Origin of the sequence: Stackebrandtia sp. (assembly GCF_035643755.1) — a bacterium.
Lineage (GTDB): Bacteria > Actinomycetota > Actinomycetes > Mycobacteriales > Micromonosporaceae > Stackebrandtia.
This window is the reverse complement of sequence record NZ_DASQPW010000306.1, coordinates 1-11,184: the sequence shown is the minus strand read 5'-3', so window position 1 is coordinate 11,184 and position 11,184 is coordinate 1. Positions and strand designations below refer to the sequence as shown.

The 11,184-nt window shown below is 71.6% G+C and carries 13 protein-coding genes; 9 read left to right on the top strand and 4 right to left on the bottom strand.

Annotated features, from left to right (window positions below):
- Nucleotides 1–179: 179 nt before the first annotated feature.
- Complete coding sequence (locus VE172_RS24165; RefSeq protein ID WP_324804572.1) at nt 180–833, top strand: hypothetical protein; 654 nt, start codon at nt 180–182, stop codon at nt 831–833.
- Between the two features lie 21 nt (nt 834–854).
- On the opposite strand, the gene VE172_RS24160 is transcribed toward VE172_RS24165, so the two are convergent.
- The gene (locus VE172_RS24160) at nt 855–1,643 is read right to left on the bottom strand and encodes an SAM hydrolase/SAM-dependent halogenase family protein (protein WP_324804571.1); all 789 of its coding nucleotides are present in this window, start codon (nt 1,641–1,643) and stop codon (nt 855–857) included.
- Nucleotides 1,644–1,733: 90 nt separating this feature from the next.
- Between VE172_RS24160 and VE172_RS24155 the strand changes: the two genes are divergently transcribed.
- Nucleotides 1,734–2,120 (top strand): VOC family protein, encoded by a 387-nt coding sequence (locus VE172_RS24155; protein WP_324804569.1) that lies wholly within the window; start codon nt 1,734–1,736, stop codon nt 2,118–2,120.
- A 3-nt stretch (nt 2,121–2,123) separates the two neighbouring features.
- On the opposite strand, the gene VE172_RS24150 is transcribed toward VE172_RS24155, so the two are convergent.
- Nucleotides 2,124–2,783, bottom strand: coding sequence for a response regulator transcription factor (locus VE172_RS24150; protein ID WP_324804568.1), 660 nt, complete (start codon nt 2,781–2,783; stop codon nt 2,124–2,126).
- On the bottom strand, nt 2,780–3,895 hold the full coding sequence (locus tag VE172_RS24145) for a sensor histidine kinase (RefSeq protein WP_324804567.1): 1,116 nt from the start codon (nt 3,893–3,895) through the stop codon (nt 2,780–2,782). The genes VE172_RS24150 and VE172_RS24145 overlap by 4 nt, the downstream gene beginning before the upstream one ends.
- Nucleotides 3,896–4,060: 165 nt before the next feature.
- On the opposite strand from VE172_RS24145, the gene VE172_RS24140 reads away from it, so the two are divergent.
- The 3 genes from VE172_RS24140 to VE172_RS24130 are packed head-to-tail and all read left to right on the top strand — an operon-like array spanning nt 4,061 to nt 6,782.
- Nucleotides 4,061–4,762: a hypothetical protein gene (locus tag VE172_RS24140; RefSeq protein ID WP_324804566.1), complete on the top strand. Its 702-nt coding sequence runs from the start codon at nt 4,061–4,063 to the stop codon at nt 4,760–4,762.
- 56 nt (nt 4,763–4,818) lie between these two features.
- Nucleotides 4,819–6,177 (top strand): dihydrolipoyl dehydrogenase family protein, encoded by a 1,359-nt coding sequence (locus tag VE172_RS24135; RefSeq protein ID WP_324804565.1) that lies wholly within the window; start codon nt 4,819–4,821, stop codon nt 6,175–6,177.
- Between the two features lie 50 nt (nt 6,178–6,227).
- Nucleotides 6,228–6,782: a TIGR03086 family metal-binding protein gene (locus VE172_RS24130; protein ID WP_324804564.1), complete on the top strand. Its 555-nt coding sequence runs from the start codon at nt 6,228–6,230 to the stop codon at nt 6,780–6,782.
- Here VE172_RS24130 and VE172_RS24125 read toward each other — a convergent pair.
- Nucleotides 6,779–7,582, bottom strand: coding sequence for a helix-turn-helix domain-containing protein (locus tag VE172_RS24125; RefSeq protein WP_324804563.1), 804 nt, complete (start codon nt 7,580–7,582; stop codon nt 6,779–6,781). The genes VE172_RS24130 and VE172_RS24125 overlap by 4 nt on opposite strands.
- Nucleotides 7,583–7,664: 82 nt before the next feature.
- On the opposite strand from VE172_RS24125, the gene VE172_RS24120 reads away from it, so the two are divergent.
- From VE172_RS24120 to VE172_RS24105, 4 genes are all read left to right on the top strand, one after another.
- The gene (locus VE172_RS24120; RefSeq protein ID WP_324804562.1) at nt 7,665–8,219 is read left to right on the top strand and encodes a TIGR03086 family metal-binding protein; all 555 of its coding nucleotides are present in this window, start codon (nt 7,665–7,667) and stop codon (nt 8,217–8,219) included.
- A gap of 51 nt (nt 8,220–8,270) precedes the next feature.
- On the top strand, nt 8,271–8,828 hold the full coding sequence (locus VE172_RS24115; RefSeq protein ID WP_324804561.1) for a TIGR03086 family metal-binding protein: 558 nt from the start codon (nt 8,271–8,273) through the stop codon (nt 8,826–8,828).
- A 109-nt stretch (nt 8,829–8,937) separates the two neighbouring features.
- Complete coding sequence (bioA, locus tag VE172_RS24110) at nt 8,938–10,266, top strand: adenosylmethionine--8-amino-7-oxononanoate transaminase (protein ID WP_324804560.1); 1,329 nt, start codon at nt 8,938–8,940, stop codon at nt 10,264–10,266.
- 142 nt (nt 10,267–10,408) lie between these two features.
- Nucleotides 10,409–11,184: aminotransferase class I/II-fold pyridoxal phosphate-dependent enzyme (locus tag VE172_RS24105; RefSeq protein WP_324804559.1), on the top strand; the 776-nt coding region annotated here is incomplete at its 3' end.

The window sequence follows — 11,184 nt, the reverse complement described above, 5'->3', positions numbered from 1 at the left end:
CGGCGTGGTGGGCTCCGGCTCCGACCCCACGGTGTCGCGGCTGCGCGAGGCCACCGCGAAGCTGCACGGCTTCGCCCAGGGCATCGGCGAGATGCGCCAGTTCCACAGTGGCCCGACCGTCGACGAGTGACGGATTCTCGGCGGCCGCCGGGGTTGACACGGCTGGCTACGGTAGTGCCGTGGAGGAATACTCGGGATCGTTCACGGCCGCACCGGGACCCGACGCCGTGTGGGCCCGCTACGGCAGCCCCGCGGAGCTGAGGCGGCTCGCGATCCTGACGGGCGCGTTCCTGGTCGCGCCCGCGGTGTGGGTGCTCGTCCTGGTTCTCATCGCCGTCAACGACGCCTACCCCATGGTGGACCTGATCGTGTTCCCGACCCAGATTGTCGCCATGCTCAGCGGCGGCGCCGCGCTGTACTGCGGCGGCAAGCTCGTCATGCTGCCGTTCTACAAGCGGAACCGCCCCGCCGTGGCGGTGGACGGCCAGGGAGTCTGGTGGCTGTTCAAGCAACAGGCCACAGTGGTGAGTTGGGGGGAGATCGCGGGGATCGGCGTGTGCACCAAATCGTGGACGAAGATCCCGTTCCTGGCGGGCCTGGCGACGCAGTACGCGTTCGAGGTCTTTGTGCACGAGGCCGCGATCGGGGTCTACCTGCAATCGCCGCACATGCGCCGCTTCCTCGCCAACCAGCTCCCGCCCCAGCAGGGACTGCCCGGCTCGCGGTTTCGCCAGACCATCCCGATGTCCGATCAGCACACGGCCCTGACCGAGGCGATACGCATGCGCGCCCCGCAGCTGTGGATCGGCGAATACCGCCGTCCGTGGCCGTAGTGGACGCACGCCGTCGCCGCGCTACTCCGCGGCGCTGACCTCCACCACGTCTCCCGCGTCGAGGCGCAGCGCCTGGGCCGCCGAACCCCCGTTGACCGCGATCGTCGCCTGCCCCGCCGAGTCGATCAACAGCACCAGCGCGCCGGGGTCGGCCGCGGCGAACATGTCGCCGCGGGTGGCCAGGTGCCGTCCGATATGGAACTTCTCGCCGTAGTTCTCCAGCGCGTCACCGCGAAGCGCCAACTGGACATTGCCGAAGCGATCGACCGACAGCACCTCGGCGGCGAAACCGTCCTCGTCGGCGCGCACCCGCGGCTCGGGCAGGCACACCAGGTCGGCCACCCGCATCGGGTCGCCGAGCTCGTCCCAGACGGTCCCCGTGAACACCGCGGCGGCGACGGGCACGAAGATGTCCCGCCCGTGAAAGGTGTGGGAGGTGGGGTGGCGGTGCAGCTCGGCGTTGGTGAGCGCCACGGCGCGGCGCGCGCCGCCCAGCGCCTCCGCCGCCCACCCGAGCAGCCCGTTGTCGGGACCCACCAGGACACCCGCTCCGGTGTCGACGGCGACGGGACGGCGCGTGGTTCCCACCCCGGGATCGACCACCGCGACATGCACGCCCGCCGGCAGGCTCGGCACCGTCTGCGCCAACACGGCCGCGCCGCGCCGCACGTCCCCGGGCGGGATCGCGTGGCTGACGTCCACCAGGCGCGCCAGCGGCGCCCGCTCGATGGCGACGCCGTGGCACTGGGCCACGAACCCGTCGTCCAGTCCGTAATCGGTGGTGAGGCTCAAGACCGTGAACTCGCTCATGCCGCCAGCCTGGCACGCGAACGAACCTGGTGTCGCGGGTACCCGTCGGATAGCCTGGCCGGGCTTGTCCCACCACAAGAGAGGACGCGGATGACCGCGCGCATTCGGCACATCACCATCGACTGCCACGACTCCTATCGGCTGTCGAAGTTCTGGGAGAAGGTCACGGGCTGGACCGGCGACCTCGACGACCCCAACCACCCCGAGGACGAGGCCAACGCGATCCACAGCCCCGACGGCTCCCTGGGCCTGCTGTTCATCAACGTGCCCGAACCCAAGTCCGTCAAGAACCGCGTCCACCTGGACCTGGCCCCCGACACCACCCGCGACGCCGAGGTGGACCGGCTGCTGGACGTGGGCGCCACCCTCGTCGCCGATCATCGCGAACCCGACGGCGTGCGGGGCTTCGTGGTGCTCGCCGACCCCGAGGGCAACGAGTTCTGCGTCGAACGCGGCGACGCCGAACGCGCCCGGTAATCGTCACTCGCCCGGCGCGACCAGACCTGCCTCGTAGGCGGCGATCACCACCTGGACGCGGTCGCGGGCGCCGAGCTTGGCGAGGACGCGCTTCACGTGGGTCTTGACCGTGGATTCCTCCACGAACAGCGTCGTGGCGATCTCGGCGTTGGACAGGCCGCGGGCGATCTGGGTGACGACGTCCCTTTCCCTGGGCGTCAAGCGATCCAGCCCGCGCGCGGCGGCGGGGTCGATACGGGGCCGCCGCGACATTCGGTCGATGACGGTGCGGGTCACCGCGGGGGACAGCAGCGACTCGCCCGCGGCGATGGTGTGGATCGCCGCGATCAGGTCCTCGGGTCGGGTGCGCTTCAGCAGGAAGCCCGAGGCGCCCGCCGCCAGCGCCGCGAACACGTATTCGTCGTCGTCGAAAGTGGTCAGCACCAGGACGCGGACATCCGCGGCGCGCGCGGTGATGTCGGTGGTGGCGGCGATGCCGTCGCGCCCGGGCATGCGGACGTCCATCAACACCACGTCGGGACGCAGCCGCACCGCCAGGTCGGCCGCCTCGGTACCGTCGGCCGCCTCGGCGATCACGTCCAGGGTCGCGTCGCTGGACAAGACGGCGCGCAGTCCCGCCCGCATCAGGTCGTCATCGTCGACGATCAACACCCGCAGCGTCATGCCCGCTCCCGGGGAAGCCTGGCGCGCAATCGAAACATGCCGTCCACATTAGCCGTATCCAGCTCGCCGCCCAGCAGTGTCGCGCGTTCACGCATCCCGACCAGGCCGTGGCCGCCACCCCAGGACGCCGCGGGGGCGGCGCCGAGCGGGTTGGTCACGACGACGTCCACCGCGTCGGTGGTGGAACGCACCTGAAGTGTCGCGGTGCCGTCGCCGTGGCGTGCGGCATTGGTCAGCGCCTCGCCGACGATGCGCGCCACGGCCCAGTCCAGGGCGCGCGGCAGCCCCCGCACCTCGCCTTCGATGTCCACGCTGACGTCGAGCCCCGCCGCGCGGTGCCCGCGCACGATCGCGTCCAGATCGCCGAGCTCGGCGGGGAGGCCGTCGCCGTTGCGCAGGGTCCGCAGGAAGCCGTCGATCTCCCCGATGGACTGCCGCGCGGCATCCTCAATGGATTGAATCGCGGCGCTGGCCGTCGCCGGCTCGCGATCGAACAACAATCGCGCGGCGCCGGCCTGCATCGCGATGGCGTTGAGCGTGTGCGCCGTGGAGTCGTGCAGCTCGCGGGCGATGCGGGCGCGTTCCTCGGCCACGGCCAACCGCCGCTCCCGCTCGGCGCGTTCGGCCCTCGTGGTCAGTGCCGTGACTCCTTCACGCTGGCTCCGCACGCGGTCGCCGATCAGCCAGGCCAGCAGGCATCCCACCATCCACAGTGCGGCGCGGGTCGCCGCCGTTCTCGGCCCCGCGCCCACCCACATCCAGGCCTCGGCGGCAACCAGCACGCCACAGGCCACCGATGCCACGGTCCATCGCGACCGGCTCTGCCGTCCTATCTCAGCGAACGAATACAACGACACCAGCGGAATGAACGGATAGTCGAGCGCGTACCCCCACGCCATGAGGGGAATGGTTCCCGCAACGGAGACGATGAGGATCGTCAGTGGCGCTGTTCGCCGAGCGAACAGCGCGAGGGCCGTCGCCACTATCAGACCGACCGCGATCCCATCCGTGACGGGTTGGGCCGACGGCATGCCGTCGGCGACCATCCCCAGGGTCACGTAACCGACAACCAGGACCGGCACGGCATTGAAGGCGAGTCGTCTCAGCTTCACGCCGCGACATTAGCCCCGTTCGGGGCGCCGCGAATCCCCCCGCGAGGCGAACCCCGTCCCCCCACGGGAGGGCATCGGTTTCGCCCCGTCGGGTGTCGCGCCCCGAGGGTCGGCGTCCATACCTTGGCGGGCAAGCGAACCCGTAATCGTGGAGGTACACCGATCATGCCCACTGTCACCGCACCCGACCGTCCCGTCGACCGATTGATCCGCGCCGCCATCTGGGTGGTGCCCGTCGCCGCGGGGCTGAAGCCGCTGGGGAATGCCATAACGCTCAGCAACGTCGGCACGGGCGCCTCCCCGGCCGCCGAGGCCAGGCTGCTGGCCACTCCCGGCTATCTCGTCGGTCAACTCGTCGGGAGTCTCGCCGCCACCGTGGCGGGACTGTTCGCCGCGTTGGTGCTGTGCGGGTACCTCGCCGCCACCAGGTATCGGCGCACCGTCATCACCGCCGCCGTGTTGTCCATCGTGGGTGTGGGTTTCACGCTGCCCGCGCTCGGCGTTATCACCTACGCGTTCCCGCCGTTGGCGCGGGCCTATCTGGACGGTGACCACCACGCCATGAACCTGGTGGACGCCACCGTGGGTTTCCCTGGGGGAGCGATGTTCTACCCGGGGGCGCTGGTGTTGGTCGGTGCGATCCTGCTGTCGGTGGTGATGTGGCGCTCGGGCGCGGTACCGCGCGTCGCGACGGTGCTGTACCTCGCGTGCGGCGCGCTGATCAGCCTTCCCGTGGTCGCGCACTCCCTTCGCCTGGTCGGCGGGATGCTCGGTCTCGGCGTGGGCATCTGGATCGCGCTCGTGGTGCGCGAACGCCTGGCGCGACGAGCGCCGCCGAAAACGGATACCGAGTCCTCTCGCGCATGATTTCGTTTTGTGGCAGCGTGTGTCGAGACACCGCGTCGAGATAAGGGGTTGCCACCGTGAATACGCAAGCCGACATCATCGTGTTGGGGCTGGGAGTCGGAGGCGAGGAGGTCGCCGGGAAGCTCGCCGAGGCGGGGCTGGACGTCCTGGGCATCGAGGGCGAACTGGTCGGCGGCGAATGCCCCTATTGGGGATGCATTCCCAGCAAGATGGCGATCCGCGCCGCCAACCTGTTGGCCGAGACCAACCGCGTCGACGGCACGGCGGGCCGCGGTCACGCCATCGGCGACTACGCGCCCGTGGCGAAGCGGATCCGCGACGAGGCCACCACCTCGTGGGACGACACCATCGCGGTGGATCGCCTCACGGGCAAGGGAGGCAGGTTCCTGCGCGGTTGGGGCACACTGGACGGTCCGAACCGGGTGATCGTGGACGGCACCACCTACACCGCGCGGCGAGGGGTCGTGGTGGCCTGCGGCAGCGCGCCGGCGGCGCCGCCGATCCCCGGCCTCGCCGACACTCCGTACTGGACGAACCGCCAGATCCTCGAGGCCGCCGAGCTCCCCGACTCCCTGCTGGTGCTGGGCGGCGGGGCGATCGGCGTCGAGCTCGCCCAGGCCTGGGCCCGTTTCGGCGTCGCCATCACCATCGTGGAGGCCGCCGATCGGATCCTGCCCCTGGAGGAGCCCGAATCCTCGGCGCTGGTCCGCGAGGTGTTGACGTCCGAGGGCATCCAGGTCGTCACCTCCGCCAAGGCCACCAAGGTGTCCCATGCCGACGCGTTCGCCGTGACGACCGACGACGGCCGCACCCTGACCGCGCAGCGCCTGCTGGTCAGCACGGGGCGCCGCGCCCGCCTCGGCAACCTGGGCATCGACACCGTCGGCATCGACCCGAAGGCGCCCGCGATCGCCGTCGACGAACACATGCGCGCCGCCGACAACCTGTGGGCCGTCGGCGACATCACCGGCCACGGCGCCTTCACCCACATGGCGATGTACCAGGCGGGCATCGCGATCCGCGACATCCTCGGCGCCGAAGGCTTCGCCGCCGACTACCGCGCCGTGCCCCGCGTGACGTTCACCGACCCCGAGGTGGGCGCGGTGGGCCTCACCGAGTCCCAGGCCCGCGCCGAGGGGCTGTCCGTGGCATGCGGGCTCGCGCGGGTGCCGTCCACCGCCCGCGGCTGGATTCACGGCCCCGGCAACGCCGGGGTGATCAAGCTGGTGGCCGACACCGACCGCGGGGTCCTGGTCGGCGCGACCTCGGCGGGCCCGTGGGGCGGGGAGGTGCTGTCGGCGCTGTCGCTGGCGGTGCACGCCGAGATCCCGGTATCGAAGCTGCGCCAGATGATCTACGCCTACCCGACCTTCCACCGCGGCATCGAGGACGCGCTGCGGGACCTCGGCCAATAGCAGGTGTCGGTGGGCGCGCATAGGGTGCTGCCACCACGAAGGAGGACACGATGAAGGACCTGTACGACGCGGCGGCCGCCGTGACGATCCCGCTGGTGCGCGGCGTGACCGACGACCAGCTGGACGCCCCGACCCCGTGTCGCGACTACGCGGTGCGCGACCTGGTCAACCACCTGTACGGCGTCATGGTGGAGTTCCAGAAGTCGGCGCGAGGCGAGCCGATGGACTTCGCCTCCGAGACCGACCACCTCGAGGGGGACTGGCGCGAGGGCTTCGCCGCCGAGACCCGCAAGGTGATCGACGCCTGGTGCCGGCCGGGCACCACCGACGGCGTCGAGGAGACCTTCGGCATGCCGCGGGCCGTGATCGGCCGGATGCCGCTGTTCGACCTGACCGTGCACGGTTGGGACCTGGCGCGCTCCACGGGCCAGGAGTTCCGCCCCGACGCCGGCGTGGTCGACGACGTCTACGCCCTGGCGCGGCAGCTCGCCCCGCAGGGCCAGCAGATGGGGATGTTCGCCGAGTCGGTCGCGGTGTCCGACGACGCGCCGACCGTCGACAGGCTGATCGGGTTGCTCGGGCGCGACCCGAACTGGAAGCCCTAGGGCCATTCCCGCGACAGGTGCCGCGCGTAGGCCGCCGGGGACATCCCGGTGGCCGCGGTGAAGTCCCGCACCAGGTGGGACTGGTCGGCGTAGCCCAGCTCGACGGCCAACCGTCCCCAGTCGACGTCGTCGGCGCTGCGCTCGATCGCCTCGTGAATCCGGTAGCGCCGAATCACCCACTTGGGGCCGACGCCGACGTGCTCGCCGAACAGCCGCTGCAGCGAGCGCACCGAGACGCCGCCCGCCGCCGCCAGCGCGTCGACGCGCGTGATCGAGCGGTCGGTGCGGGCCAGGTGCGCCAGCCGCATGGCGAGGTCGGCGTCGGTGTCGGGGTCGGGCAGCAGGCCCAGCAGCCAGGCGTCCACCGCCGCGACCCTGGCGTCGTCGTCGGGCGCCCGCAGCGCGGCGGCGGTGTCGGTCGACGCGTGGTCCCGGAAGACCGCGTCGAGGCCGAGGCGGCGATCGTTGAGCGACTTGACTGGGGCGCCAAGGAATCCACGAAACGCCCCGGGGCGGAACTGGGCGCCGAGGACCCGGCCCGCGCCGTCCAGCTTGGTGGACGACAGGCGCGACTCCACGCCCACCACGATCGCGATGTCGGGGTCCTGCCACACCACGTTGACGCACGGGTGCGGCACCACGTGCTGCTCGAAGGGCCGATCGAGATCCCAGTCGATCAGCCAGTAGTGCTCGACATAGGGACGCAGCGGCTCGGCGGCCAGGCGGCGCCGAAATCTCACCCGCTCGTTGAGCTCGCGCGGGTGCATGATCCCGCGGGTGTCGCGGCGCGCGGTGGCCATGACCTCGACTCTATGCCTGGCGCGTTTGTTCAAGACGGCGATGCGCCGCCGCCCTAGCGTGGGGCGCGAAAGGAGCATCACGATGACGAACCTGTACACCCCCGCCAACGCCCTGGCGATCCCGATCGTCCAGGGCATCACCGACGGCCGGCTGGACGACCCGACGCCGTGCGCCGAGTATCGGGTCCGCGACCTGACGAACCACCTTTTCCACGTGGTCATGGAGTTCCAGAAGGCCGCGCGGCACGAGGAGATGGACTTCTCGTCCACACCCGACTATCTGGAGGACGGCTGGCGGGAGCGCTTCGCCGACGAGGCGCACCGACTGGACCGGGCGTGGGCGCGGCCCGAGGCCCTGGAGGGCGGGACGAACGCCATGGGTTTCCCGCGCGAGACCGTGGCGATGATGCCGGTGTTCGACCTGATGATTCACGGCTGGGACCTGGCCCGCGCGACCGGCCAGGACTACGAGCCCGACGCGGCCCTGGCCGACGCCGTGCACGAGATGGCGCGCGGCATCGCCGCCACGGGACAGACCATGGAGGCGTTCGGGCCGCCCGTCGACGTCCCCGAGGACGCGCCGACGGTGGACAGGATCGTGGGTCTGGTCGGCCGCGACCCCGCCTGGAAGCCGTAGACACGGTGTCGGAGGCCACGGCTACTCTGGCGGATCCGAGAGGAGTAGCCAATGTCCAATCTGTACGAAGCGGCGGCCGCGCCGACCCTGGGCGTCGCCAACGCCCTGACCGACGACCAGCTCGCCGTGGCCACGCCGTGCACCGAGTACACCGTCCGCGACGTGCTCAACCACCTGTACCAGGTCACGGGGTTCTTCGCGGATCTCGGGCGCGGCGTCGAGGGCGACTTCACCGCCGAGCCCGACCTGATCGTGGGGGAGTGGCGCCGGGGGCTGAGCGACGCCACGGCGTCGCTGTCGCGGGCGTGGTCGGCGGAGGGCTCCCTCGAGGGGCCCGACACGTCCTTCGGGATGCCGCGCGCCATGGCGGCGAACGTCGCGATCTCGGAGCTGCTGGTGCACGGCTGGGACGTCGCGGTGGCCTGCGGGCTGCCGTACGAGCCGTCGAGCGCGGTGGTGGATTACGTCTGGGGCTTCCAGAGCCACGGCAACCCGCACACCGAGGGTCCCCCCGGCCTGTTCGGTCCGCCCGTGGCCGCGGACGAGGACGCGCCGCGCCTCGACCGCCTCATCGCCCATCTGGGCCGCGACCCGCGATGGAAGCCCTGACACGCCGCAATCGCTTGCCGTCGGCCATCTCCCTGTCACCGCCGCCCCTGTCGTACCCTACAAGCCACGTTGGATGAATCCTCCAAATTCGGGCCTGTAGGGGGCGACAGTGGACAGTGGTACGAGCGATTCCTGGCGACGACGCGACGCCGCGGCGGTGTGGCATCCGTTCACCCAGCACAGCCTGTGGCTCGACGACGAACCGCTCGTCGTCGACCGCGCCGAGGGACCGTGGCTGTACGACATCGAGGGAAACCGTTACCTGGACGGGGTTTCCTCCCTGTGGGTCACCACGTTCGGGCACCGCGTCGCCGAGATCGACGCCGCCATCGCCCGCCAACTGTCCACGCTGGACCACACGACGTTCCTGGGTACCACCCACGCGCCGGGCATCGAGCTGGCCGAGGAGCTGCTGGCCGTCGCGCCGGGCGGCGACCGCCGACTGTCCAAGGTGTTCTACGCGGGCGACGGTTCCTCCGCCGTGGAGGCCGCGCTGAAGATGGCGTACCAGTACTCGGTGCAGACCGGCGGCCCCCGCCCCCAGTTCGTGCGCCTCGCGGAGGCGTACCACGGCGACACCCTGGGAGCGGTCAGCGTCGGCGGCGTCGAACTCTTCCACGCCACCTACCGTCCACTGTTGCTGCGGACCATCGAGGCGGGCTCGCCCGGCGTGCGCGCCGACGGCCAGACGCCCGCCGAGCGCGCCCGCGAGGCCATCGCCGAACTCGCCGCGATCCTTGCGGCCCAAGGCGACCAGGTCTGCGCCATCATCCTGGAACCCCTGGTGCAGGGCGCCGCGGGCATGCTCACCTACGACCCCTCCTACCTGGCCGCCGCCCGCGCCCTGGCCGACCGCCACGGCGCGCTGCTGATCTGCGACGAGGTCGCCACGGGCGTCGGCCGCACGGGCCGGATGTGGGCCAGCCAGCACGCCGACATCGTCCCCGACCTCCTGGTCACCGCCAAGGGCCTGACGGGCGGCTACCTCCCGCTGTCGGCGGTCCTGGCCACCGACGCGGTCTACGACGCCTTCCTCGGCGCTCCCGCCGCCGCCCGCACCTTCTTCCACGGCCACACCTACACCGCCAACCCCCTGGCGGCCGCCGCCGCCCTGGCCAACCTGCGCCTCATGGCCGACCGCGACCTGGTCGCCCGCGCCGCCGACCTCGGCCGTCACCTCGCCGCCCGTCTCGCCAAGATCGCCTCCCACCAGGGCGTCCACGAGATCCGCCAACTCGGCACCATGATCGGCGTCGAGGTCCGCGACGTCGGCGAACGCACGGGCGTGGCCGTGTGTCGGGCCGCCCGCGACCACGGGGTGTGGATCCGCCCCCTCGGCGACACCGTGATCCTCATGCCCCCCTTGGGTTTGGAGACCACCGAGGCCGACCTCCTCGTCGACGCCCTGGCGGCCGCCCTCGACGAGGTGTACGCGTGATCCGCCGCGACATGCCAAGCGGGCCAGAGGGAGTCGGCGTCGCCGTGGCGCCGGGGGGTTTCCGCGTGAACCGTTGGCCTGACGCGAAATGTCCGACGCGTGAGGGGGAGTTGGCGATGCCGCACCTCGGGGAGGCGATCGCGTGAGTCTGTGGTCGGCCCTGGAGCGCAAGGCCGAGCTGCGGCGGCGGGCGGGACTGCGGCGACAGGTCGCGCCGCGGCCGCCCGAGTCGGGCGTGATCGACCTGGCGGGCAACGACTACCTCGGCCTGTCGCGCCACCCGATGGTGCTGTCGGTGGCGGCGCAGACCCTGGAGGCGTTCGGTCTGGGCGCCGGCGGCTCGCGCCTGGTGCGCGGCTCCACCGACGCCCACGCCGCGCTGGAGACCCGGCTGGGCGAGCTCCTGAACGCGTCGGCGCTGGTGTACTCGTCCGGGTACCTCGCCAACCTGGGCGCGGTGCGGGCGTTGTGCCGCAAGGGAACCCTGCTGATCCGCGACGCCCACGCCCACGCCTCCCTCATCGACGGGTGCGGGCTGGCGGGTGTCGCCGTCGAGGTCGCCGCCCACAACGACGTCGACGCCGTCCGCGACCTGCTGAAAGACCACAACGGACACGCCGTCGTGGTGGTGGAGTCGATCTACTCGGTGGACGGCGACGCCGCGCCCCTGGCCGAGCTGTCCGAGGTCTGCCGCGCGCACGACGCGATCCTCCTGGTCGACGAGGCCCACGCCCTCGGCGTGCTGGGTCCCGACGGGGCGGGTCGCGTTGCGGCGGCGGGCCTGTCGGGCGCCGAACACGTCGTGGTCACCGCGACCCTGTCGAAGGCGCTGGGCGCCGCCGGCGGGGTGATCGCGGGGCCGGAAGCGCTGCGCCGCCACCTGATCGACACCGGCCGCACCTTCATCTTCGACACCGC

Coding starts and splice junctions, on each gene's coding strand:
- VE172_RS24120 (WP_324804562.1), top strand. CDS start 7,665: ATGACGAACCTGTACACCCCCGCCAACGCCCTGGCGATCCCGATCGTC.
- VE172_RS24155 (WP_324804569.1), top strand. CDS start 1,734: ATGACCGCGCGCATTCGGCACATCACCATCGACTGCCACGACTCCTAT.
- VE172_RS24140 (WP_324804566.1), top strand. CDS start 4,061: ATGCCCACTGTCACCGCACCCGACCGTCCCGTCGACCGATTGATCCGC.
- VE172_RS24130 (WP_324804564.1), top strand. CDS start 6,228: ATGAAGGACCTGTACGACGCGGCGGCCGCCGTGACGATCCCGCTGGTG.
- VE172_RS24160 (WP_324804571.1), bottom strand. CDS start 1,643: ATGAGCGAGTTCACGGTCTTGAGCCTCACCACCGATTACGGACTGGAC.
- VE172_RS24115 (WP_324804561.1), top strand. CDS start 8,271: ATGTCCAATCTGTACGAAGCGGCGGCCGCGCCGACCCTGGGCGTCGCC.
- VE172_RS24150 (WP_324804568.1), bottom strand. CDS start 2,783: ATGACGCTGCGGGTGTTGATCGTCGACGATGACGACCTGATGCGGGCG.
- VE172_RS24125 (WP_324804563.1), bottom strand. CDS start 7,582: ATGGCCACCGCGCGCCGCGACACCCGCGGGATCATGCACCCGCGCGAG.